Source organism: Micromonospora palomenae (assembly GCF_007829925.1).
Lineage (GTDB): Bacteria > Actinomycetota > Actinomycetes > Mycobacteriales > Micromonosporaceae > Micromonospora > Micromonospora purpureochromogenes.
In genome coordinates this window covers 1,224,846-1,247,648 of sequence record NZ_VIXA01000001.1, presented here as the reverse complement: position 1 = coordinate 1,247,648, position 22,803 = coordinate 1,224,846, and the positions used below count along the sequence as shown (strand labels likewise).

Below are 22,803 nucleotides of genomic sequence, written 5' to 3'. Positions count from 1 at the left end.
GGCCGGGAGCAGCCGCAGCGCCGGGTCCGCGGACCCGGGAGGGTGGGGCCGCGCTCAGGCCGGCCGGCGGGTGCTCTGCCGGACGATCAGCGGGGTGGCCAGCTCGATGCGGTGGCTGTCCAGCTCCTCGCCGGCGATCAGCGCGAGCAGCATCCGGGTCGCCATCCCGGCCATCTCGGTCAGCGGCTGGCGGACGGTGGTCAGCGGCGGGGCCGACCAGCGGGCGGCGTCCAGGTCGTCGAAGCCGACGATGCTCACGTCGTCGGGGACCCGCGCGCCGCGCTCGTAGAGCGCCTCGTAGGCGCCGAGGGCCATCTGGTCGGCGCAGGCGAAGACGGCGGTGGGCGGGCGGGAGAGGTCGAGCAGGGCGTTCATCTCCCGGTACCCGGACGGCGCGTTGAAGTCGCCGTGTCGGACGTAACCGGCGGGGATCTTGCGGCCCGCCGCGTTCATCGCGGCCCGGTAGCCGTCGACGCGGGCCCGGCTGCACGGCACGGTGGGCTGGCCGCCGATCACGGCGATCCGGTCGTGGCCGAGGCCGAGCAGATGCTCGGTGGCGGCGACGCCACCGGCCCAGTTCGTCGCGCCGACGGACGGGATGCCCGCGCCGGGCTGCCCGGCCGGATCGATGATGACCACCGGGATGCCCAGCTCGTCGAGTTGGCTCTGCTGGCTCGGGGAGAGGTCGGAGAGCACCAGCAGCACCCCGTCGCAGCGGCGGGCGGAGAGCTGCTCGATCCAGCGCCGGTCGGGGCGGGTGCGGTGCCGGCCGTGCACGGCGGAGACCACCACGCCCATGCCGGCCCGGTAGGCCAGCTCCTCGACGCCGTCGAGGATCTGCATCGCCCAGGGGCTGCCGAGGTCGCGGAAGACCAGGTCGATGAGGCCGGCGCCACCGGAGGAGGTGGCCCGCCGGGCCGTGTAGCCGCGCCGGTCGAGCAGGTCCTGCACCTTCTGCCGGGTGGTGGGCGCGACGTCCGGCCGGCCGTTGAGCACCTTCGAGACGGTGGGCACGGACACGCCGGCGGCGGCCGCGATCTCCGACAGGGTCGCCCGCTGGTCCGGCATGCCACTCTCCTCGGCGATCGATGTGCCCTGCCCTCGATCGTATCCCGAAAGTTTCGAAAACTGCGCACCGGCGTGTCCGATCCGTTAGATTCCGCTGCCGTTCCATCGACAGCCACCCCTTGACCCGATCTCGCGGCGCTGCCTAGTCTGCCTCGAAATCGAAACTTTCCCGAAACTTATCGAGGCATCCGGTCGGGCGCGGCCGGGTCGTGGAGAGGACGGTGATCGGCCATGCGTCGGCGCGATTTCCTGGGTGGTACGGCCGCAGCCCTGCTCAGCACCGGCGTGCTGGGCTCGCTCGCCGCGTGCGGCAACTCCGGACCGCGCGGGGGTGACCAGCTTCAGCTCTGGGCTCTGCAGGACGCCGAATACCAGAAGGTGGTCAAGCCCGCCATCGACGCCTACAACTCCGGCGCCGAGAACAAGATCCAGTTCACCACGTACGTCAACGACGCCTACAAGCAGAAGCTCCAGGTGGCGATGGGGTCGCCGCAGGCGCCGGACGTCTTCTTCAACTGGGGCGGCGGCAACCTCGCCCAGTTCGTCAAGGCCGGCCAGGTGGTCGACCTGACCGACCGGACGGCCGACCTGTCCGCCGCGTTCCTGCCGAGCGTGCTGTCGGTGGGGCAGGTCGACGGCCGGCAGTACGCCCTGCCGATGAACGGGATCCAGCCGGTGATCCTCTACTACCACAAGGGCGTCTTCGCCGCCGCCGGGCTCGAGCCGCCGAAGACGTACGACCAGCTGCTGGCCGTCATCGACGCGCTGAAGGCCAAGGGGGTCACCCCGATCGCGCTGCCCGGCTCGCAGGGCTGGACCGAACTGATGTACCTGGAGTACCTGCTGGACCGGGTGGGCGGGCCCGGCAAGTTCGCCGCGATCGCCGCCGGCACGGCCGGCGCCTGGTCGGACCCGGCGGTGGTGCGGGCCGCCACGATGTGCCAGGAGCTGGCGAAGCGGGGCGCGTTCGGCGCGAACTTCGCCTCGATCAACTACGACAACTCCGGCGCCTCCAAGCTCTTCGCCACCGGCAAGGCGGCCATGTTCCTCATGGGCAGCTGGGAGTACTCCACCCAGCTGACCAACAACCCGGCCTTCGTCAAGGACGGCAAGCTGGGCTGGCTGCCCTTCCCGACGGTCGCCGACGGCGCCGGCGACCCGACGGCGGTGGTCGGCAACCCGAGCAACTACTACTCGGTGTCGGCCAGCTCCAAGCACCCCGACACGGCGGTCGACTTCCTGAAGCGGACCCTGACCTCCGAGTCGTACGTCCAGGGGCTGATCGCCGCCGGGCAGGTGCCGGCGGTCAAGGGCGTGGAGACGAAGCTGGCCGGCACCCCGGGCGCCGAGTTCACCACCTTCACCTACCAGCTGGTGTCCGGCGCGTCGTCGTTCACCCAGTCCTGGGACCAGGCGCTGCCACCCTCGGTCGGCAGCGAACTGCTGACCAACCTGCAGAAGCTCTTCCTCTCCCAGCTCACCCCCGCCGACTTCGTCGCCGCGATGGGGAAGGCGCGGTGACCGCGGCCGTGCCGGCCCTCGGCCGGGCCCCGGCGGACCGGCGCCGGCACGGCCGGCCGGGCGCGCTCTGGGCGGTCCCCGCCGGGCTGTTCTTCACCGCCTTCGGGCTGGCGCCGATCCTGGTCGTGGCCTACCTCAGCCTGACCCGCTGGAACGGGCTCGGCGATCCGGTGTGGACCGGCCTGGACAACTGGCGGGCGCTGCGCGACGACGCCGACCTGACCCACGGGATCTGGACCACGCTGCTGCTGACGGCGCTGTGCTGGGTGGTGCAGACCCCGCTGGCGCTGCTGCTGGGCGTCTGGGCGGCGGCGCCGCAGCGCAACCGGGCGATCCTCTCGGCGGCCTTCTTCCTGCCCCTGCTGCTCTCCACCGCCGCGATCGCGCTCGCCTGGCTGTCCCTGCTGGACCCCAACTTCGGCGCCGCCGCGACGCTGGGGCCCTGGCTGGGCGCGCCCGACGGCAACCTGATCGGCGACCCGGACCGCGCGCTGTACGTGGTCGCCCTTGTCATCGCCTGGCAGTTCGTCCCGTTCCACACGCTGATCTACCAGGCCGCCGTCCGGCAGATCCCCGCGAGCCTCTACGAGGCCGCGGCCATCGACGGCGCCGACCGGGTACGCCAGTTCCGGTCGATCACCCTGCCGCTGCTGCGCCACACGATCGTCGCCTCCTCGGTGCTGATGATCGTCGGGTCGCTCACCTACTTCGAGACGATCCTGCTGCTCACCGGTGGCGGGCCGGGCACCGAGACCCGGGTGCTGCCGCTGCACATGTACATCAAGGGCTTCGTCGGTTTCGACATGGGCTACGCCAGCACGCTGTCGGTGCTGCTGGTGGCCGTCGGCACCGTGCTGTCGGTGCTGATCGTCCGCGCCACCGGCTACCACCGGATGGCCAGCGACCGGGAGGGCCTGTGAGACACCCGCAGTCCGTGCGGCCGGCGCCGCCGCCGACGCGCGGCACGCCCGCGCCGGCCACCACGGGGGTACGCGCCGACGAGCAGCCCGCCCCGGGCCGGGCGCGGGTCCGCGGGCCGGTGAACCTGCCGGCCGGGGTCGGGGCGACCCTGTGGCTGCTCGTGGTGGTGCTGCCGCTCTACTACATCCTGGTCACCAGCCTGCGCACCCCCGACGGCTACCTCAACGACGGCGCGCTGGCCCTGCCCGGGACGCTGACCCTCGACAACTACGGCCGGGTGCTGGGGCAGGGCTTCGCCCGGCTGCTGCTCAACAGCGCGGTGGTGACCGCCGCGACGATCGCGCTGGTGCTCGCGCTCGCGCTGCCCGCGGCGTACGCGATCGTGCGCGGCACGAGTCGGGCCGTGCGGGTCGGGTTCTCGCTCTTCCTGCTCGGCCTGGCCATCCCCGCCCAGGCCGTGGTCGTCCCGATCTACCTGATCATCACCCGGCTCCAGCTCTACGACTCGCTGCTGGCGATCATCCTGCCCACCGTGGCGTTCTCCCTGCCCATGTCGGTCGTCGTGCTCACCAGCACACTGCGCGACATCCCCGACGAGCTGTACGAGGCGATGACGGTCGATGGGGCCGGCCCGGCGCGCACCTTCACCCGGCTCGTCGTGCCGCTGGCCCGGCCCGGCCTGGTCAGCATCGGCATCTTCAGCGGGTTGGGCGCCTGGAACGGCTTCCTCTTCCCCCTCGTGCTCACCCAGAGCCCCGAGCAGCGGGTGCTGCCGCTCGGGCTGTGGAACTTCCAGAACCAGTTCGGCACCGACGTGCCCGGCCTGATGGCGCTGGTGGTGTTCTCCGCCCTGCCGGTGCTCACCCTCTACCTGTTCGGCCGGCGTCACCTGCTCGGCGGCCTCACCGCCGGCTTCGGCAAGTGACCCGCCCCCCACGAGGAGACTTCCCCATGACCAGCGGGGTAACCACGCCCACCACCACCCGTGTGATCCACAACCCGGTGCTGCCGGGCTTCCACCCCGACCCGTCCATCCTGCGGGTGGGGGAGGACTACTACCTGGCCACCTCGACGTTCGAGTGGTACCCAGGGGTGCGGCTGCACCACTCCCGGGACCTGGTCCACTGGCGACCGCTCGGCGGCATCCTCACCGAGCGCCGCCTGCTCGACCTCACCGGCGTCGGCGACTCCTGCGGCGTCTGGGCGCCCTGCCTGTCGTACGCGCACGGGCGGTTCCACCTCGTCTACACCGACGTGGCCAGCTTCGCCAGCGGCTACTGGGACCCGCAGAACTACGTGGTCACCGCGCCCGACATCACCGGCCCCTGGTCGGACCCGGTGGCCGTGCACGCGCACGGCTTCGACCCGTCGCTCTTTCACGACGACGACGGCAGCACCTGGCTGCTGGCCATGCGCGCGGACTGGCGTCCCGGGCGGGACTCGTTCGGCGGCATCGAGATCCAGCGGTACGACCCGGTGGCCGGGCGGCTCGTCGGCCCGCCCCGGCTGATCTTCGAGGGCACCACCGCCGGGGTCACCGAGGGGCCGCACCTCTACCGCCGCGACGGCTGGTACTACCTGCTCACCGCAGAGGGCGGCACGAGCTGGGAGCACCAGGCGACGGTGGCCCGCTCACGGTCGCTGTTCGGGCCGTACCGGCCGGACCCGGCGGGCCCGCTGATCAGCTCGTACGGCCGGCCCGAGCTGCGGTTGCAGAAGGCCGGCCACGGCAGCCTGGTCGAGACCGGCGACGGCCGGTGGTACCTGGCCCACCTCACCGGCCGCCCCTACACCCCGCTGGGCAACTGCGTGCTGGGCCGGGAGACCGCCCTGCAACCGGTCGAGTGGACCGCCGACGGGTGGCCCCGGGTGCGCGGGGGCGTACCGGCCGATGTGGTGGCCGCCCCCGACCTGCCGCCGGCGCTGTGGCCGGCGGAGCCGGCGACCGACCACTTCGACGCCCCCACCCTCGGGCCGGCCTGGTCCACCCTGCGCCGCCCGGCCACCCCGGACTGGGTCGACCTCGCCGCCCGCCCCTCCCACCTGCGGATCGTCGGCGGCCAGTCACCGGTCGGGCGGCACCGGCCCAGCCTGGTCGCCCGCCGGGTCACCGACCCGCGCTGCGCCCTGTCCACCGTGCTGGAGTTCCGGCCGGAGACGTTCCGCCAGCTGGCCGGGATCACCGGCTACTACAACAGCCGCAACTGGCACTACGCCTACGTGGGCCTCGACGACGCGGGGGAGCCGGTGCTGGAGGTGCTCAGCTGCGACTCCGGCCGGCGCACGGCGTACCCGGAGGCGACCGTGCGGCTGGGGCGGCGCGCGCGGATCGGGCTGCGGGTGGTCTTCGACGGGCCGGTCCTGCGGTTCTGGTACGACCTCGGCGACGGGTGGCGGCCCCTGTCACCCGTGCTCGACGCCACGATCCTCTCCGACGAGCACGCCGCCCGCGCGGTGGACGGCGAGCCGACGGGCTGGGGCTTCACCGGGGCGTTCGCCGGTCTCTGGGTGCAGGACATCGGCGCCGACGGCGGGTACGCCGACTTCGACTCGGCAACCTGGCACACCGGCGCGGCCGTCGACTGACCGAGGGACGCCCGCCACCGGGACACCCGGTCGGCGTGCCGGGTGCGGGCCGGCGCGCCGACCGGGGCGGGGCACCGTGCGGCGACGCCGGGCTCCGTGGTGGCTCAGCCGACGGGGACGGTGGCGGTGACGGTGGCCTGGTCGACGTCGCTGGTCCGGGCGGTGAACCGTAGCGTCCACTCGCCCCGGACCGGGAAGGTCACCTCCGCGCTGGCGTGGTGCGGTTCCGGCGTGTCGACCGGCACCCGGACCGGCTCCACGCCGGCCGCCGGCAGCGCCAGACTGACCGTCCACTCGACGACCGGCAGCGCCTGGCCCTGCGGGGTGTAGACGTAGGCGTGCAGTGAGTTCGGCCTCCCGACCCGCACCGGGTAGACGTCGAACTGCAAGGTGTACAGGCCGCTGGTCAGCGTCTGGGCGACCCCCTCCCGGCTGGCCCGGGCGGCCTCGGTGCCGTCCGTGCGGCCCGGCGGAGTCTGCACCAGCACGGCGCTGAGCGCCAGCACCAGCGCGGTGGCGACCAGTTCGACCCCCGCCGCCCGGCTGACCCGGCCCGGCCGGCCCGCCGCCAGCCCTCGGCGCACCAGGCGTCGCTGCCCGGCGGCGACCGCCAGCACCACGGCGAGCAGGGCGGCCTTGCCGCAGAGCAGCCGCCCGTACGTCGTGTCGAGCAGCGCGGCGGGCCGGCCGAGCTCCACCGCGGCCTGGGCGACGCCGCTGGCCACGAGCCAGCACACCGCGAGGGTGGCCAGCCGGGACCAGGCGGGCAGGACCCGGGCGCGCACCCGCTCGTGCAGGCCGGGCAGCAGGAACGCCACCAGGGTGAGCAGCCCGCCCGCCCAGACCGCCATCGCGGCCAGGTGCACCACGCCGACGGCGACACTGACCGGCGGCAGCGGCGCGGCCACCGGGTGCCCGGCCAACGGCCAGGTGGTCAGCGCGGCGACGCCGACCACCGCCAGCGTGACCCGCCGCCCCCGACCCGACCGGCCGGCCACGACGGCGGGCAGCAGCGCCGCGGCGACGCCGACCAGGGCCAGCCGGGCGCCCAGCACCGGGCCGACGTCGCTCGCACCCACCGCCCGCAGGTCGGCCGGGGACAGCTCACCGACCGGCGCTCCCACCATGTCCGCGGCCTGGGCCACCCACTGCCCGGCGGTGGCCACCACGACCAGGCCGAGCCCCGCCCAGGCGGCGACCACGACCGGGCGGCGGGAGCGCCGGCGCGGCCACATCCCGACGCCCAGCAGCACCGGACCGACGGCCAGCACCAGTCCCAGGTAGCCGACGTACCGGGCGGCCGGCGCCAGCGCGCCGCTGGTCCGGGTCCGACCGTCGGGCGGCGGGGGAGTCGCCGACGGGGCGCCGGCGGAGTAGGTGAAGCTGCCGGCCACCGGATGGCTGTCGGCCGAGATCACCCGGTAGCTGACCAGGTAGGTGCCGAGCGGCCGGTCGGGCACCCGGACCGGGATACGCAGGGTGCCGCCGCGCACCACCGGCTCACCCGTGTGGACCTTCCGCCCGTCCGGGCCGAGGACCTGCACCCGCCCCGCGACGGGGGACACCGGCTCGCTGAAGGTCACCATCACCTCCCGCGGCGGGGAACCGATCACCGCGTCGCGTACCGGGCTGGTGGCGACCAGCACGGCGTGGGCGGCGGCGGGCACGGGCGGCGTCAGCGGTACGGACAGCAGGGCGAGCAGCAGCCCCAGCAGCGCGGCGGTTCGGGTACGCACGACCAGTGGTTCGGATCGGACGGCCGTACGGTTCAACGCGGGCGCGTGCACCGGGGCCGGATCACCGGCCGTCGGCCCCGGCCGGCCGGCTCAACCGGTGCCGGAGGGCGAGTTGCAGGGCGAGCCGGGCGTCGGGATCGTCCAGCGCCGGGCCGAACAGCTCCCGCAGCCGGCGCATCCGGTACCGCACGGTCTGCGGGTGGGTGTGCAGCTCCTCGGCGACGGCGACCACCTGCCCCTGCCGGCGCAGCCAGCTGTGCAGCGTCTCGGCCAGCGCCTGCCAAGCGGCGGGCCGGACGCCGTCCAACGCGGCCAGCCCGACGGCGGACAGCCGGTCGGCGAGGCCCGGCTCCCACGCCATCAGCAGGGTCAGCAGGTGCTCGTCGCAACCGAGCGGCCCCGGTGGGAGCACGCCGTCGTGTTGCAGCGCCAGCGCCCGTCGGGAGAGCCGGTACGACAGCCGGGCCCGGCCCAGCTCGACGGTCGGCCCGAGCGCCGCCCGCCGGCCGGACAGCGCCTGCCGGGCGCTGGCCAGCCGTCCGGGCGTGCCCGGGTCGGGCAGGACGAGCCGTACCGCGTCGTCGATGACGGTGGCGATCGCGCCCCCGCCGATGGACCGCGCCAGGTGCTCGGCGTCGGTGCCGTCGACGCTGACCACGGCGACGCTGCGGGGCAGCGGCCAGCGGGCCGCGTCGGCCGCCGCGTGCAGCGCGCTCTCGGCCGGGGCCTCGGGCTGCACCAGCAGGGTGATCAGCCGGCGTCGGGTGGTTGCCCAGTCCTGCGCGGCGTCGCGCTGCTCGTCGAGGAACCCCTCCGCCGCCGCGCCGGCGAGGGCGTCGGCGAAGCCGAAGAGCGCACCGGCGATGACGTACAGGTCGCTCGGTGCCGGGCCGGACGGGCCGGCGTTCTCCACCAGGAAGGCCCAGATGTCCCGGGCGCCGAGGGTGAGGACGGTGCGCAGCGCGTCCACCCGGTGGCCCTCCCGGTACTCGGTGCGGCCGAGGGCGTGGAACACCGCCCGGGTGGCGGCGAGGTCGCGGCCCGGATCGGCGACCGCCTCGACGAACGCGTCGACGGCCGTCTCGACGCCGAGGGTGAGGCCCTGCCCCTGCCCGCCGGTGAGCGACCGGCCCTGCGCCCGCATCGCCGCGCGGACGGTCGCGAGGATCCGCCCGTGCAGGGGTGCCCGCAGCCCGCAGAGGTGCTCGCCGACCGTCGGCGGGAGGGCGGCGAGCCCCGGCTCGATGTCGATGAGCGCGTCGGACACGCTTCCGCCCCTCACTTTTGTCATCCGGGTTACAAAACCTACCCTGGATCTTGCGCGTGGACCGCCACCATCTTGGCAACCCCGTACGTAGCGTCGGTGGCATGGATACGGATGTCATCGTGATCGGCGCCGGGCTGGCCGGGCTGGTCGCCGCCGCCGAGGCCGCCGACGCGGGTCGGCGGGTGCTGCTGCTCGACCAGGAGCCCGCGCAGAACCTCGGCGGGCAGGCGTTCTGGTCGTTCGGCGGCCTCTTCCTGGTGGACTCGCCCGAGCAACGGCGGATGGGCATCCGCGACTCGGTCGAGCTGGCCTGGCAGGACTGGACGGGCAGCGCGGCCTTCGACCGGCCCGAGGACCACTGGCCGCGCCGCTGGGCCGAGGCGTACGTGAACTTCGCGGCCGGGGAGAAGCGGGCCTGGCTGCGGGAGATGGGCCACCGGGTCTTCCCGGTGGTCAGCTGGGCCGAGCGGGGCGGGGGAGCGGCCGACGGCCACGGCAACTCCGTACCCCGGTTCCACGTCACCTGGGGCACCGGCCCAGGCCTGGTCGAGCCGTTCGCCCGGCGCGTCCAGGACGCCGTCGCGCGCGGCCGGGTACGGCTGCTGTTCCGGCACCGGGTCGACGAACTCGTCACCGCCGGCGGCGTGGTCACCGGGGTACGCGGGACAGTCCTCGAACCCGACGACGCCCCGCGCGGCCACAGCACCTCGCGGGTGGCCGTCGGCGACTTCGCGTACGGCGCGCAGGCCGTGATCATCACCTCGGGCGGCATCGGCGGCAACCACGACCTCGTCCGGCGGGCCTGGCCAGCGCGGCTCGGCACGCCGCCGACCAGGATGGTCGCCGGGGTGCCCGCCCACGTCGACGGCCGGATGCTGGGCATCACCGAGGCCGCCGGCGGGCAGGTGATCAACCCGGACCGGATGTGGCACTACACCGAGGGCCTGCGCAACTGGGACCCGGTCTGGCCGGACCACGGCATCCGGATCCTGCCCGGCCCGTCGTCGCTGTGGCTCGACGCGACCGGCCGGCGCCTGCCTGCGCCGCTGTTCCCCGGCTTCGACACCCTCGCCACCCTGCGGCACCTGCGCGGAACGGGCCACGACTACAGCTGGTTCCTGCTCACCCAGAAGATCATCGAGAAGGAGTTCGCGCTGTCGGGCTCCGAGCAGAACCCGGACCTGACCAACCGCAGCGTCCGGCAGGTCCTGCAACGGGTCCGTCCCGGCGCGCCCGGCCCGGTCGAGGCGTTCAAGCGCCACGGCGCGGACTTCGTGGTCGCCGACACCCTGGAGGAGCTGGTCGACGGGATGAACGCGTTGGCGGCCGAGACCGGCGGCCCGCAGCTGGACGTCACGCCGCTGCGCCGGCTGGTCGAGGCGCGCGACCGCGACATCGCGCACCCGTACGGCAAGGACGCCCAGCTGCACGCCGTCCGGGGCGCCCGCCGGTACCGGGGCGACCGGCTGATCCGGGTCGCCACGCCGCACCGCCTGCTCGACCCGGCGGCGGGCCCGCTGATCGCCGTCCAGCTGCACGTGCTGACCCGCAAGACCCTCGGCGGGCTGCACACCGACCTCGCCGGCCGGGTGCTGCGCCCCGACGGCGAGCCGCTCGGCGGGGTGTACGCCGCCGGCGAGGTCGCCGGGTTCGGTGGCGGCGGCATGCACGGCTACAACGCCCTGGAGGGCACCTTCCTCGGTGGTTGCCTCTTCTCCGGGCGGACGGCCGGGCGGGCCGCCGCGGCTGCCGTCGCCTGACGAGTCACGCCGGTCGCGGGGCGGCCCGCCCCGCGAACGGCCGGCCGGCGCAACGCCGGGCGGAACGGACGGCGCCCGCCCCGGCCGGGACGGGCGCCGCGCGGTGTCGCTCCGGTCAGCTGGTGGGGAAGTTGTCCGGGGTACGGATCCGGTTGCGCATGAAGACGCCGGACTCGGTGAGCACGCCGGTGCCGGCGTACGTGCCGCCGTAGCAGGTGCCCGGCTTGAAGGCGGCGCTGCCCTCGTCGGCGTCGGAGTACGTCCAGTTGGCGTAGCTGATCTTCAGCCGGTCCAGCAGGTCCAGCCAGGCGGTGCTGCTGCCCGCGTCGACGGCCCCGCCGCCGGTGTAGGTGACCGTGCCGAACTCGGTGACGAACAGCGGCAGCCGGGCGGCGGCGCGCTCGACCTCGGCCCGGTAGTTGTCCCTGTGCGACGCGGCGTAGAAGTGGAACGCGTACATGACGTTGCTGGCGTTCACCGGGTTGTTGATCACCTCGGTGGAGTTGCCGCCCTCCGACACGCCCAGCGAGGACCAGGCCCGGGTGCCGACGATGACGATCGCGTCCGGGTCGTTGGCCCGGATCACCGGGATGACCTGTTCGGCGTAGTTCTTGATGGTCTGCCAGCTGACCCCGTTGGGCTCGTTGGCGATCTCGTAGATGACGTTGTTGCGGTTGGCGTTGCGGGCCGAGACGGCGGCGAAGAAGGTCTTGGCCCGGTCCAGGTTGTACATCGGGTCGCCGGGGGTCAGCGTATGGAAGTCGATCAGCGCGTACAGGCCCCGCTCACCGGCCTCGTCGACCAGCGTGTTGACCCGGTCGGTGAAGCCGCTCGGGTTGGTCTCGTAGCCGCCCTCCTGCACGTACATCGAGATCCGCAGCAGGTCCGCGCGCCAGTCGGTGGCGAGCGCGTCGAGGGACGCGTCGTTGTAGCACCGGGCGAACCACTGCAGGCCGTGGGTGCTCATGCCCCGTAGCTGGATCGGCCGGCCGTACTGGTTGCAGAGGTTCACCCCGCAGACCCGGAGCTGACCGTTGATCGCCACCGGCGTCTGGCCGACGGGCGGCGGCGTCGTCGGCGGGGGCGTGGTGGGCGGCGGCGTGGTCGGGGACGGCGGCGGGGTGGTGGGGGTCGTCGCGCCGGTGCAGACCGTGCCGTTGAGGGTGAACGACGTGGGCGCCGGGTTGCTGCCGGCCCAGCTGCCGTTGAAGCCGATGGTGGTGGACGCCCCGCTGGCCAGGGCGCCGTTCCAGCTCAGGCTCTGGGCGGTGACGGCCTGGCCGCTCTGCTGGTACGTCGCCGACCAGCCCTGCCCCACCCGCTGCCCGGCGTCCGGGAAGTTGAAGCCGAGGGTCCAGCCGTTGACCGCGTCCCCGAGGTTCTTGATCGTGATGTTGGCGGTGAACCCGCCGGTCCAGGAGCTGGTGGTGTAGGTGACGGCGCAGCCGGGTGCGGCCATCGCGTTGGCGACCGGCAGGAACGCCGACGCGCCGATGGTCAGTGCGGCCGCGGCACCGGCGGCGAGCAGGTGCCGCCGCGTCGGGCGGGGAATCTTCTGCATGGGACCGTCTCAATCTGTGCGGGGGTCGGGTGCGAGGTGGTGGTGCCCGGGTCGGCCGTGGACCGGATGGATGTGGTGCCCACACATCACCCACCGGTCGCAGGCGGTGCCCGGTGTCGCCTCGATGCCCGGACGAGGCTCGGGAGCGCTCCCATGGCAGCCTAGAGGCGTCCGCAACATCCTCGCAACATGTCGATACGTCGAAGTGTCCGGCGCGGGTCCGGCCGCCCGGCCGCCGGGTGCCGGCGCAGGCCGGCCCCGCACCCCGGTGAGCGGGGGAGCGGGGCCGGGGGAGCCGACCTCAGCGGCCCTGCAGGGACCGGACGTTGTCGCCGAAGGTCCAGCCCTTCGCGCCGTCCCAGTTCAGCGACCAGGTCATCAGCCCCTTCAGCCCGCCGCGGTAGGTGTTCCACGCCTGCGCCACCGACGACGGCGGCAGGTGGCCGCCGCCGGCACCGGGCTGCGCCGGCAGGCCGGGGACCTGCTTGTCGTACGGGACGCGGATCGTGGTGCCCTGGACGACCAGTCCGGTGTGGAGGCAGTCGGTCTGCGCGGTGAAGCCCTGCACGGTGCCCGCCGGGTAGGAGTCGCCGGAGCAGCCGTACATGCTGCCGTTGTAGTACTGCATGTTCAGCCACCAGAGCCGGCCGTTGTCGGCGTATCGCCTCACGATCGGCAGGTAAGCGCCCCAGATGGAGCCGTAGGTGACGCTGCCGCCGGTGACGTACGCGGTCTCCGGGGCCATGGTGAGGCCGAAGCCGGCCGGCATCTGGGCCAGCACCCCGTCGATGATCCGGATCAGGTTCGCCTGGGAGGGGGAGAGCCGGTTGATGTCGCCGCTGCCGGTCAGGCCGGTCTCGATGTCGATGTCGATGCCGTCGAAGTTGTACTTCTTCAGGATCGGCACCACCGTGGCGACGAACCGGTCGGCGACCGTCGTCGAGCTGAGGTCGATGCCGGCGGTGGCGCCGCCGATCGACAGCAGGATGGTCAGGCCGGCCGCCTTCGCCTGGCACATCTCGGCGGGGGTGGGCACCTTGACGGTGGTGTCCATGCCGTCCTCCCAGAGCACCGTGCCGTCGGCGCGGATCACCGGGAAGGCGGCGTTGACCACGTTGTAGCCGTGTCCGATGATCCGCGGGTCGGTGATCGGGATCCAGCCCAGCGGCGGGTGGACGCCGTTGGCGGCGCCGTCCCAGTTCTCCCAGTAGCCCTGCAGCACCTTGCCTGCCGGCCGGGGCTTGACCGCGCAGGTCGGCGTGCCGGGCGGCGGGGTGGTGGTCGGCGTCGCGGTCGGCGTCGGCGTCGGCGTCGGTGTGGGCGACGAGGTGCGGGTGGGCGTCGGCGTCGGTGTGGGCGTGCCGCCGCCGTCACAGGCACCGAGGTCCCGCCACAGCGCCGGCGTGGCGGCCGGGTTCCAGCCGGCGCCCGGCGGTGGCGTGTGGGTCACCAGGGCCTCGTAGCGCCGGCCCGCGTAGCTGACCTGGCTGCCTGCCGGGTAGGTGGTGCCTTCGGCCCAGGCGGGCGCGGTGCAGGCGACGGCCGCGACGTCGGTGGTGGCCGCGGCGAGCCCCTGCGTCGTCGGCAGGGCGGCGGCGGCCGTGGCCAGCGCCAGGCCGGTGGCCAGGGCGGTGAGTGCGGGTCGGAGTCGCATGACATACCTCCTCGTCGATGCGCGGGAGGCTATCAGTTAACTTTGTTAAATGTAAATGCCGCGATGTCTCGGCCCGTCAGGCGCGGCTGCGGACGAAGGTCTCCTCGCCCCACGACCCGTCGTCGGCCGTCAGCCGGATCACCAGCCGGTCACCGGCGCAGCGGTACGAGCCCTCCGAGTCCGCCATCACCGAGCTGATGTCCAGCTCCCGGCCGTCGACCCGCAGCAGGTTCACGTCGCCCGCGGTCACCCCGTCGCGCTGCCGGTACCGCCCGGCCCCGGCGGTCCACCGGTACGTCTGCGTGCCCCGCCGGACGTTGCGCACGGTGTGCCCGTTGAGGGAACCCTCGGCCACGGTCAGGTCGAACAGGTCCGTCGCGGTGCCGTCCACCCGGTACGCGCTGGCGAAGCCGGTCTCCGGGCCGCTGGCGAGATCCACGCTCGCGTCCTGTCGCAGTCCGGCCAGCGTGCCCAGCGGCGAGTCGGCGGCGACCGGGACGTGGTAGCGGCCGGCGGTGAGCCGCCACACCCCGACCAGGCAACCGTCCTGTCCGGTCACCGCCGCCCGCCCCGGCCCCCGGTACCCGCCGGCGACCGCCCCGGACGCGCCGAGCAGCACCACGACGGCGGCGCCGGCCAGCAGCCAGCGCCGGTGCCGGGTGCGCGCCGCCACGGCGAGCGCCGCCGTCACCGCGGCGCCGAGCGCCGCGGCCAGCGTCGCGAAGACCGGTGCGACGAGGAGGGCGTGACTGACCGCCCGGACGACGAGAACCCGCTCCGGAGGTCGGACACAGCTGAGGTCGGCGGCCGTGTCGAGGCAGGGCAACGCCGCCGTCACCGCCACCAGCACCGGCGCCAGCAGCAGCCCCGCCGTGCCGGCGGCGAGCAGGGCGTGCCAGACCGACAGCCGCCGGCCGGCCACGGCCGCGACCGCCACGGTCATCTCCACCAGCGTCACCGGCAGCAGGGTGTGACCCTCGACCAGCCCCCGCAGCGCCGCCGGCCCGAGGCCCGGGTCCCGGACCGCGACCGCGACGCCGGCCACCACCACTGGCAGCGCCGCCGCGCCGACGACTCCCGCGACCAAACCGAGCCGGATCGCCCGCCGGGTGGCGTGCCGGTTCGCCAGGACCGGGTACAGCGCGGCGGCCAGCGGCAGCGCCAGCAGGTACGGCGCCTGGTCGGCCAGCACGCGGACGTACCAGCCGAGGGTGTCCAGCAGGGTGAGCGCGGTGACCTGGTCGGGGTGGCCCTCCCGCGCCGCGAGCACCCGGGGCATGCTCAGCTCGGAGTCCGCCGACCACGCGCCCAGGACCAGGAACGACGCCACGAGGGCGGCGGTCAGCACGGTCGTGGCCACGGCGGCGCCGGCCCACGCCAGGCGGGTGCGGGTCGCGTCGTCCACGGGGACCCGGCGCAGGTGCGTGCGAGCGCCGAGGGCGACCCAGCGGCCGAGCAGGACGCCACCGGCGATCCCGAGCACGGCCCAGGTCAGCTCGACCCACCAGGCCGGCCGGTCGCTGGCGTACCCGGCCGACCAGGCCAGCCGGCGGCCGACGAGCAGCCCGGCGGCGAGCGCCGCGCCGAACAGGCCACCCCGGGACGCCCGGCCGCCACCGTGCCGCGCCCACCAGGCCGACCGCCACAGCGCGCCGGTGGTGACCAGGGCCAGCGGCGCGCCGAGCAGCAGGCCGACGAGGAACGCGCCGCCGGTGAGCGGATCGGGGCCGCCCAGGGTGCGCGGCAGGTGCGACATCAGGTCCAGCAGCGGCGGTGCGGCGATCCCGGCCGCCAGGCCGGCCCCCAGCGCCTCGACCGGGCGGGCGGCGACCCGGCGCGCCGGCCGGGCCAGCTCGTCGGCGCGGGCCCCGGCCAGCGGCTGGAACCGGAACACCGCGGCGAGGCGGGACCAGCGTCCGGCGCGGGTGCGGTCGGCCGCGAGCATCGCCCGGGCGGTCGCCGCGTCCACTCTGCTCAGCCGGGCGTCGGCGGCGAACTCCCGGGCCCGCAGCACCGACCAGGCCGACACCTGCACCACCAGCGCGAACACCGCCAACCGCCAGGCGTCCCCGAGCAGGTGCGTGGCCGGTACGGCGCCGGCGTAGTTGACCGCGACGGGGGCGAGCACGCCCAGCGGGAAGGCCCACGCCAACGCGATCGTCAACCGGGTCAGGTCCACGTCCGCGTTGCGCAGGTGGGCGAGTTCGTGCAGTACGACCGCCCGGAACACGCCGGGCGCCGTCCGGTGGGCGTGCACGAGCCCCAGGTCGAGCCGGACGTACCGGACGCCGAACGTGCCGAAGGTGTTGCCGCTGACCCGTGCCGACCTCGACACCACGAACGTCGGCGGCCGACGCAACCCCGCCTCGCGGACCAGGGCGGCCAGGTCCGCCCGCAACGCCTCGGTGCCCGGCATCCGGTCCAGCCGGCGCAGGTCGCGCCACCGGCGTTCGCACCACGGCGCGGCCAGGTAGATCGCCGCCGTCACGGCCGCCAGCACCGCCAGGCCGACGAGCATCTGGCGCACCACGTCGGCGTGCAGGGTGCCGAGGCACCGTTGCACCGCCGCGGCCGACTCCTCGTTGACCGTGCCCGCGCGCACGTCGATCGGCGGCGGAAACCGGCGCAGCCCGGTGACGCACTCGGCCCGTTCCCGGGTGAGCGCCGCGTCGATGAGCACCGTCTGCCAGCCGAACATGCTCGTCCCGACGACCGCGGTCACCACGGCGACGAAGCGGCCCAGGGCCGGTGAGGGCAGTGGCGGGGTCACCGCGGCGCGGCCGGCGCGGTGCGGCGTCGCCTCACTCACCGTCGGCGTTTCCGCCGTCCACCCCGAACCGCGCCACGAACGCGTCCCGCACTGCGGCGCGCAGCAGCGCCACCTGGTCCTCGGTGAGCGCCCAGCGCGGGTCGCGGGCGGCGGCGGTGACCGCCTCCTCGATGCGCAGCACCTGACCGGGGCGCAGCCGCACCGCCGGCAGCGCCGGCGCCTCGGCACCCGAGCGGCGGGCCCGCCACCGCCGGCCGAGCCGGCGCAGGCCGCCGCGCACCGCGTCGGTGGCGTGGCCCTGCGCCGCGTCGCGCAGCGCGGTGAGCGCGACACCGGTCAGCACCATGACGTACGGCAGCAGCGGCTCGACGGTCTCGTGGAACCCGCCGCCCCCGGCCTCACCGCCGCCCACCCGCACCAGGTCGCGCGGGTCGTCGCGCCAGCGGTCGGGGCGCCGCCGGTACGCCGGTTGCAGGAACACCAGCAGTGGCTCCTCCTCGGGGGCCACCGCCCGGATCGCCAGCCGGACGAGGTCCTCCTCCGTCCCGCCGCCCGAGACCTGGCTGGTCGGGTTCATGGTGATCGTGCCTCCCGGCCTGTCGGGTCGCCGCGCGCTCCGCCGGTCACGTTAGGAGCCACCCCCGCCGACCGCGATCAGCAATCAGACAGTCACCACCCGTCACCTCCCCCTCCTCGCCGCACCCGCCGTCCCCGCCGTGATCAAGAAGTTTGCGTCGGAATCAGCTCCGGACCCTGACGCAAACTTCTTGATCACCGAGGCGGGCGAGGCGCCTTTCGATCGCGCTGGGTGCGGGGTGAGGCCGGCCACGCCGGCCCGGCACCGCGTGGGGCGCGCTCGGGGTGCCGGTACGGTCGTCCGGGCGCGTCGCCCGCCCGCTCCGGTGGCGGCGGTGCCGCCGATCACTGTCGATCCCCGAAGGACGGTCACATGCGCGCCACCGTGATCCACGGCCCGAACGACATTCGCGTCGAGGAGGTCCCCGACGCCGGCGTGCGCCACCGGACCGACGCGGTCGTCCGGGTGGTCACCGCCTGCATCTGCGGCAGCGACCTGTGGGCGTACCGGGGGGTGGCCAGCCGCCAGCCGGGGCAGCGCATCGGCCACGAGTTCCTGGGCGTGGTGGAGGCCACCGGTGCCGAGGTGTCCTCGGTGCGCGTGGGTGACCTGGTGGTGGCCCCGTTCGTCTGGTCCGACGGCGTCTGCGACTTCTGCCGCGAGGGCCTGCCCACCTCCTGCCCGCACGGCGGGTTCTGGGGCGAGCCCGGCTCCGACGGCGGGCAGGGCGAGGCCGTCCGCGTCCCGTACGCCGACGGCACGCTGGTGCGGCTCCCCGCCGAGGCCGCCGGCGACGAGCAGCTGCTCACCGCGCTGCTGGCGCTGTCGGACGTGATGTCCACCGGTCACCACGCGGCGCTCGCCGCCCGGGTCCGCCCCGGCGCCACCGTCGCGGTCGTCGGCGACGGCGCGGTGGGGCTCTGCGGGGTGCTGGCCGCCCGGCGGCTCGGTGCCGAGCAGATCATCGCGCTGGGCCGGCACACCGCCCGCACCGACATCGCCCGAGCGTTCGGCGCCACCGACGTGGTCGCCGAGCGCGGCGACGCGGCGGTCGCCGCCGTCCGGGAGCTGACCAAGGGCCAGGGCGCGCACGCCGTGCTGGAGGCCGTCGGCACCGAGGAGTCCATGCGTACGGCGATCTCCATCGCCCGCGACGGTGGCGCGGTCGGCTACGTCGGGGTGCCGCACGGGGGCAGCGCCGGCGTGGACATCCGCCAGATGTTCGGCCGCAACGTCGCCCTCGGCGGCGGGGTCGCCCCGGCCCGCACCTACATCCCGGAGCTGCTCGCCGACGTGCTCGACGGCACCATCGACCCGTCGCCGGTCTTCGACCGGACCGTCACCCTCGACGGGGTGCCCGACGGCTACCGGGCGATGGACGAGCGCACCGCGCTGAAGGTCCGCATCACCTTCTGACCGCCACTACCGCCGGTGACGACGCCGCCTCTGGTGGGCGGCGTCCGCCGTACCGTACGGTGCTCGCCGTGACCGCAGACGATCACTCCTCGACCGGCCCCGTGGCCGTGCTCGCCAACCCGACCGCGGGCCGGGGCCGGCACCGTGGCCTGCTGCCCGCACTGCTGGAGCGGCTGGCCACCGCCGGCCGCCCGGTCGAGCTCCTGACGGCGGGTACCCCGGCCGAGGCGGAGGCGGCGTGCCACGCCGCGGTCGCCTGCGGCGCGGGCGCGCTGATCGCTGTGGGTGGCGACGGCACGGTCCACCGGGCGTTGCAGGCGGTCGCCGGTACGGCGGTGCCGTTCGGCCCGGTCCCGGCCGGCACCGGCAACGACTTCGCGGCCGACAGCGGCTTCCCGGCCGACCCGCTGGGCGCCGTCGAGGTGATCGCCGCCGCGCTGCGCGAGGGACGCACCCGGCCGGTCGACCTGGCCCGGATGACCGGAACGGACGGCGGCGACCGCTGGTACGGGGCGGTGCTCGCGGCGGGCTTCGACGCGATCGTCAACGAGCGGGCCAATCGGATGCGCTGGCCGCGCGGTCCCCGCCGCTACGACCTGGCGATCCTGATCGAGCTGGCCCGGCTGCGCCCGCGCCGCTACACGCTGCGCCTGGACGGCGAGGTGCACGAGCTGGACGCGGTGCTGGTGGCGGTCGGCAACGGCGCCAGCTACGGCGGCGGGATGCGGATCTGCCCGGACGCCGACCCCACCGACGGACTGCTGGACGTGGTGGTCGGCGGGCGGTTCGACCGGCGCACCCTGATGCGGGTCAAGCCGCGTATCTACCAGGGCACCCACGTGACGCACCCGCTGGTGCGCAGCTACCGGGCCCGCACGGTGGAGCTGGCCGCCGAGGGCATCACCACGTACGCCGACGGGGAACGCTCGCTCGACCTGCCGGTGCGGATCACCGCCGTGCCGGGGGCGGTGCGGTTGCTGCGCTGAGCTGTTCGTCCGTGCCGGTGTCCACCGGGCCGGCCGGTGCGGCGTCGGGGTGCTCCGGTCGGTCGGCGGTACGCGTCGCGCCGGCCCGCACGGCTCCGATGCTGGCGGCGACCACCAGGGCGATGGCGAGCACCTCCGTCACGTGCAGGTCCTGCCCGAGGACCAGCCAGCCGGCGAGCGCGGCGAGCGCCGGGCCGAGGCTCATCAGCACCGCGAAGGTCGAGGTGGCCAGCCGGCGCAGCGCCAGCAGTTCGAGGGTGTAGGGCAGCACCGAGGCGAGCAGCGCCAGCCCGGCGCCGAGCGCCAGCACGGCCGGGTGCCACAGCCGCGTCCCGGCGTCGGCCAGCCCGAACGGCAGGGTGAGCAGGGCCGCGACCGTCATGGCCAGGGCCAGCCCGTCGGCCCGGGGGAACCGGCCGCCGACCCGGGCCGAGCAGACGATGTACGCCGCCCAGAGCGCCCCCGCGCCCAGCGCCAGGCCGGCGCCGACCGGGTTCAGTCGGTCGAACCCGCCCTGGCCGAGCAGCGCCACCCCGGCCAGCGCCAGACCGGCCCAGCACCACGCGGTCCACCGGTGGGCGGTCAGCACCGACAGGGTGAGCGGCCCGAGCACCTCCAGGGTCACCGCCGGCCCCAGCGGGATCCGCTCGATGGCCTGGTAGAACACCGAGTTCATGCCGGCCAGGGCGAGCCCGAACAGGACCACCGACGCCCAGTCGCCCCGGCCGTAGCCCCGCAGCCGGGGCCGGCACACCAGCAGCATGAGCAGCGCGCCGACGGCCAGCCGCAGCGTGACCGTGCCGGCCACCCCGGCCCGGGGGAAGAGCAGCGCCGCGACCGCCGAGCCGAAGTGCACCGACAGCGCGCCGCCGAGCACCAGCCCGACCGCCCCCACCTGGCCGGTTCCCCAGCGTCGCAGGATGCGGGCGGGCGTCGACGGGCGGGCGTGGGAGTCCATTCCCGCGACGCTAGTGCGCCCACCGGACCGGCCCGCAGCCGGTGGCCGGTCGCGTGCAGGCCCCCACACCGGCGACGGCGCTCGCCGCCGCCCGGCCGGCTCACCATTTCGCCGACCTGGCGGTGTCCCGCGCCCTCGGAGACCGCGATGCCGGCGGCCGGCTCTCCATCTCGCCGACCTGGCGGTGTCCCGCGCCCTCGGGCACCGCCATGGCGGCGGCCGGCTCTCCATCTCGCCGACCTGGCGGTGTCCCGCGCCCTCGGGCACCGCCATGGCGGCTGCCGGCTCACCATTTCGCCGACCTGGCGGTGTCCCGCGCCCTCGGGCACCGCCATGGCGGCGGCCGGCTCACCATTTCGCCGACCTGGCGGCGTCCCGCGCCCTCGGACACCGCCATGCCGCCGTAGCGGGGTGGATCATGCCCGCGATCGGCGCCTGCCGCCTCGCTGACCCGGCGGTTGCCGCGCGCCTGAATCCCGCCACGCCGCCGGGGCGGAGTGCATCACGCTTGGCGGTCGGCGCCGGCGAGCCGGTCCAGCCATTCGGCGAGCAGCGCCCGCTCGGCCGGGGTGAGGTCGCCGGCCAGTTGCGGCAGCGCCGCCCGCAGCGCGACGGCGTGGCGGACCGGCCGGTCCGGTGGGCGGACGGCGCGGGCGGCGGGACTGTCGGCGCAGATCGCGGTGACGACCGCCTCCCGGGTGGCGACCGACAGGCCCGGGTCGCCGCCCTGGATCAGGGTGAGGGTGACGCCGCAGCTCGCCGCGTGGACCATCTCGGCCGCCCGGTCCACGTCGACGCGCAGCCGGCCCGCCTCGGCCACCCGCACGACGAGCTGGCGGAAGATGTCGGCCGCCACCCTGGCGGCAGTGGGGCGCGCGCCGGGGCGCGGGTCGCCGTACATCAGGGTGTGGAAGGCCGGGTTGGCGACGCCGAACCCGACGTGCATGTCCCAGCCCCGGCGCAGGTCGTCCACCGGGTCGTCGGCGGGTTCGTGGGCGGCCTGCGCGTGCAGGTGCGCGGCGAAGCCGTAGCTGGCGGCGGCGTCGAGCAGGCCGCGCAGGTCGCCGAACTGGCGGTAGATGGTGGGGGCCTGCACCCCGGCGGCGCGGCTCACCGCGCGGGTGGAGACCGCCGCCCGGCCGCCCTCGGCGAGCAGCGCGGCGGCGGCCCGCACGATCCGGTCCCGGGCCGACGTCTCGGTCACGATAGCGACGATAACCTCTCGGTGTTAGCGGCCGACGCTAACGTGATTATCAAGATCCTGTTAGCGCTGATATATCACCGCAGGTCAGTCGCGCAGCGCCAGGTCGAGCACCGCGCCGAGGCCGTTCTCCCGGCCCGGATCGGCGCAGGGCAGCACCAGCACCGCGCAGCCGGCGTTCACCGCGCCGGCGTCGGCCGGGGTGTCGCCCACCATCAGCGTCCGCTCCGGGTCCGCGCCCAGCATTCCGCAGGCGCGCAGGAAGATCCCCGGGTCCGGCTTGCAGCGCCCCACCTCGTACGACAGGGCGTACGCGTCGACCAGCCCGTCGAGACCCCAGGCGGCGAAGAGCGGCCGGATGTCGAAGCCGATGTTGCTCACCACCGCCACCTTCACCCCCGCCTTGTGCAGAGCGCCCAGGGTGGCCTCGACGCCCGGATAGGGCACCCAGCCCTCCGGGACCAGCAGCCGCTCGTAGAGCGCCTCGGCGAAGCCCTCGATGCCGGCGTCCACCGTCTCGGCCAGCCCGGTGTAGGCCCCCCGGTGCGCGTACGGGTAGAGGTCCCGGTCGGCCCAGAGCTCGGCCAGCCGCGGCGGCACCCGCGCCGGCAGCGGCCCGCCCGCCCGACCCGCGGTGAGCAGCCGGTCGGCCAGCGCGGTGGCGCGCATCCGCTCCAGCGTCACCCCGCAGGCGGCAGCCGCCTGGAGTACCCACTCGTGGGGTTCCTCCACCTGGGCCAGGGTGCCGTGGAAGTCGAACAGGACCGCCTCCACGGCGCGGCGGGGCGGACCCGGGCGGACGGCGTCGTCGGCGCCGCTCG

The 22,803-nt window shown here is 75.1% G+C and carries 17 protein-coding genes; 7 read left to right on the top strand and 10 right to left on the bottom strand.

The window, feature by feature from the left end; translation table 11 throughout:
- Nucleotides 1-54 precede the first annotated feature (54 nt).
- A complete protein-coding gene (locus FHX75_RS05655; RefSeq protein ID WP_154936984.1) occupies nucleotides 55-1,068 on the bottom strand; it encodes a LacI family DNA-binding transcriptional regulator in 1,014 nt (337 codons plus the stop codon).
- 231 nt (nucleotides 1,069-1,299) lie between these two features.
- On the opposite strand from FHX75_RS05655, the gene FHX75_RS05650 reads away from it, so the two are divergent.
- From FHX75_RS05650 to FHX75_RS05635, 4 genes are read left to right on the top strand one after another with little or no spacing between them, the layout of a single operon-like run.
- The gene (locus FHX75_RS05650) at nucleotides 1,300-2,589 is read left to right on the top strand and encodes an ABC transporter substrate-binding protein (protein ID WP_154936983.1); all 1,290 of its coding nucleotides are present in this window, start codon (nucleotides 1,300-1,302) and stop codon (nucleotides 2,587-2,589) included.
- Nucleotides 2,586-3,509, top strand: a complete 924-nt coding sequence (locus tag FHX75_RS05645; RefSeq protein ID WP_246157683.1) for a carbohydrate ABC transporter permease — start codon at nucleotides 2,586-2,588, stop codon at nucleotides 3,507-3,509. The genes FHX75_RS05650 and FHX75_RS05645 overlap by 4 nt, the downstream gene beginning before the upstream one ends.
- Nucleotides 3,506-4,435 (top strand): carbohydrate ABC transporter permease, encoded by a 930-nt coding sequence (locus FHX75_RS05640; protein WP_246157681.1) that lies wholly within the window; start codon nucleotides 3,506-3,508, stop codon nucleotides 4,433-4,435. The genes FHX75_RS05645 and FHX75_RS05640 overlap by 4 nt, the downstream gene beginning before the upstream one ends.
- Before the next feature lie 26 nt (nucleotides 4,436-4,461).
- A complete protein-coding gene (locus FHX75_RS05635; RefSeq protein WP_211364336.1) occupies nucleotides 4,462-6,096 on the top strand; it encodes a glycoside hydrolase family 43 protein in 1,635 nt (544 codons plus the stop codon).
- Between the two features lie 104 nt (nucleotides 6,097-6,200).
- Here the strand turns inward: FHX75_RS05635 and FHX75_RS05630 are convergent, their stop codons facing one another.
- Nucleotides 6,201-7,832, bottom strand: a complete 1,632-nt coding sequence (locus FHX75_RS05630) for a copper resistance CopC/CopD family protein (protein ID WP_246157679.1) — start codon at nucleotides 7,830-7,832, stop codon at nucleotides 6,201-6,203.
- A gap of 61 nt (nucleotides 7,833-7,893) precedes the next feature.
- The gene (locus FHX75_RS05625; protein WP_170285288.1) at nucleotides 7,894-9,099 is read right to left on the bottom strand and encodes a PucR family transcriptional regulator; all 1,206 of its coding nucleotides are present in this window, start codon (nucleotides 9,097-9,099) and stop codon (nucleotides 7,894-7,896) included.
- 101 nt (nucleotides 9,100-9,200) lie between these two features.
- On the opposite strand from FHX75_RS05625, the gene FHX75_RS05620 reads away from it, so the two are divergent.
- Nucleotides 9,201-10,859, top strand: coding sequence for an FAD-binding dehydrogenase (locus tag FHX75_RS05620; protein ID WP_154936981.1), 1,659 nt, complete (start codon nucleotides 9,201-9,203; stop codon nucleotides 10,857-10,859).
- 115 nt (nucleotides 10,860-10,974) lie between these two features.
- Here the strand turns inward: FHX75_RS05620 and FHX75_RS05615 are convergent, their stop codons facing one another.
- The 4 genes from FHX75_RS05615 to FHX75_RS05595 all read right to left on the bottom strand — a co-directional run bounded on the left by FHX75_RS05615 (nucleotide 10,975) and on the right by FHX75_RS05595 (nucleotide 17,421).
- Nucleotides 10,975-12,420: a cellulase family glycosylhydrolase gene (locus tag FHX75_RS05615; RefSeq protein WP_154936980.1), complete on the bottom strand. Its 1,446-nt coding sequence runs from the start codon at nucleotides 12,418-12,420 to the stop codon at nucleotides 10,975-10,977.
- 301 nt (nucleotides 12,421-12,721) lie between these two features.
- The gene (locus FHX75_RS05610) at nucleotides 12,722-14,074 is read right to left on the bottom strand and encodes a carbohydrate-binding protein (protein ID WP_154936979.1); all 1,353 of its coding nucleotides are present in this window, start codon (nucleotides 14,072-14,074) and stop codon (nucleotides 12,722-12,724) included.
- Between the two features lie 76 nt (nucleotides 14,075-14,150).
- Nucleotides 14,151-16,883, bottom strand: a complete 2,733-nt coding sequence (locus tag FHX75_RS30570; RefSeq protein WP_170285287.1) for a M48 family metalloprotease — start codon at nucleotides 16,881-16,883, stop codon at nucleotides 14,151-14,153.
- On the bottom strand, nucleotides 16,876-17,421 hold the full coding sequence (locus tag FHX75_RS05595; RefSeq protein ID WP_154936978.1) for a hypothetical protein: 546 nt from the start codon (nucleotides 17,419-17,421) through the stop codon (nucleotides 16,876-16,878). The genes FHX75_RS30570 and FHX75_RS05595 overlap by 8 nt, the downstream gene beginning before the upstream one ends.
- 372 nt (nucleotides 17,422-17,793) lie before the next feature.
- On the opposite strand from FHX75_RS05595, the gene FHX75_RS05590 reads away from it, so the two are divergent.
- Complete coding sequence (locus FHX75_RS05590) at nucleotides 17,794-18,837, top strand: zinc-dependent alcohol dehydrogenase family protein (protein WP_154936977.1); 1,044 nt, start codon at nucleotides 17,794-17,796, stop codon at nucleotides 18,835-18,837.
- 59 nt (nucleotides 18,838-18,896) lie between these two features.
- The gene (locus tag FHX75_RS05585) at nucleotides 18,897-19,823 is read left to right on the top strand and encodes a diacylglycerol kinase family protein (protein WP_154936976.1); all 927 of its coding nucleotides are present in this window, start codon (nucleotides 18,897-18,899) and stop codon (nucleotides 19,821-19,823) included.
- On the opposite strand, the gene FHX75_RS05580 is transcribed toward FHX75_RS05585, so the two are convergent.
- The 3 genes from FHX75_RS05580 to FHX75_RS05570 all read right to left on the bottom strand — a co-directional run bounded on the left by FHX75_RS05580 (nucleotide 19,786) and on the right by FHX75_RS05570 (nucleotide 22,756).
- Nucleotides 19,786-20,781, bottom strand: coding sequence for an EamA family transporter (locus FHX75_RS05580; protein WP_154936975.1), 996 nt, complete (start codon nucleotides 20,779-20,781; stop codon nucleotides 19,786-19,788). The two genes, FHX75_RS05585 and FHX75_RS05580, sit on opposite strands and share 38 nt — an antisense overlap.
- A gap of 502 nt (nucleotides 20,782-21,283) precedes the next feature.
- On the bottom strand, nucleotides 21,284-21,985 hold the full coding sequence (locus FHX75_RS05575; protein WP_211364335.1) for a TetR/AcrR family transcriptional regulator: 702 nt from the start codon (nucleotides 21,983-21,985) through the stop codon (nucleotides 21,284-21,286).
- 84 nt (nucleotides 21,986-22,069) lie between these two features.
- Nucleotides 22,070-22,756 carry an HAD family hydrolase gene (locus FHX75_RS05570; RefSeq protein WP_211364414.1) on the bottom strand — a complete coding sequence of 229 codons (687 nt, stop codon included), beginning with the start codon at nucleotides 22,754-22,756 and terminating at the stop codon, nucleotides 22,070-22,072.
- Nucleotides 22,757-22,803: the final 47 nt, after the last annotated feature.

What these genes read in the sequence shown, in the direction of transcription:
- FHX75_RS05655 (WP_154936984.1), bottom strand. Translation starts at nt 1,068, where the DNA reads ATGCCGGACCAGCGGGCGACCCTGTCGGAGATCGCGGCCGCCGCCGGC.
- FHX75_RS05650 (WP_154936983.1), top strand. Translation starts at nt 1,300, where the DNA reads ATGCGTCGGCGCGATTTCCTGGGTGGTACGGCCGCAGCCCTGCTCAGC.
- FHX75_RS05635 (WP_211364336.1), top strand. Translation starts at nt 4,462, where the DNA reads ATGACCAGCGGGGTAACCACGCCCACCACCACCCGTGTGATCCACAAC.
- FHX75_RS05620 (WP_154936981.1), top strand. Translation starts at nt 9,201, where the DNA reads ATGGATACGGATGTCATCGTGATCGGCGCCGGGCTGGCCGGGCTGGTC.
- FHX75_RS05615 (WP_154936980.1), bottom strand. Translation starts at nt 12,420, where the DNA reads ATGCAGAAGATTCCCCGCCCGACGCGGCGGCACCTGCTCGCCGCCGGT.
- FHX75_RS05610 (WP_154936979.1), bottom strand. Translation starts at nt 14,074, where the DNA reads ATGCGACTCCGACCCGCACTCACCGCCCTGGCCACCGGCCTGGCGCTG.
- FHX75_RS05595 (WP_154936978.1), bottom strand. Translation starts at nt 17,421, where the DNA reads ATGAACCCGACCAGCCAGGTCTCGGGCGGCGGGACGGAGGAGGACCTC.
- FHX75_RS05590 (WP_154936977.1), top strand. Translation starts at nt 17,794, where the DNA reads ATGCGCGCCACCGTGATCCACGGCCCGAACGACATTCGCGTCGAGGAG.
- FHX75_RS05580 (WP_154936975.1), bottom strand. Translation starts at nt 20,781, where the DNA reads ATGGACTCCCACGCCCGCCCGTCGACGCCCGCCCGCATCCTGCGACGC.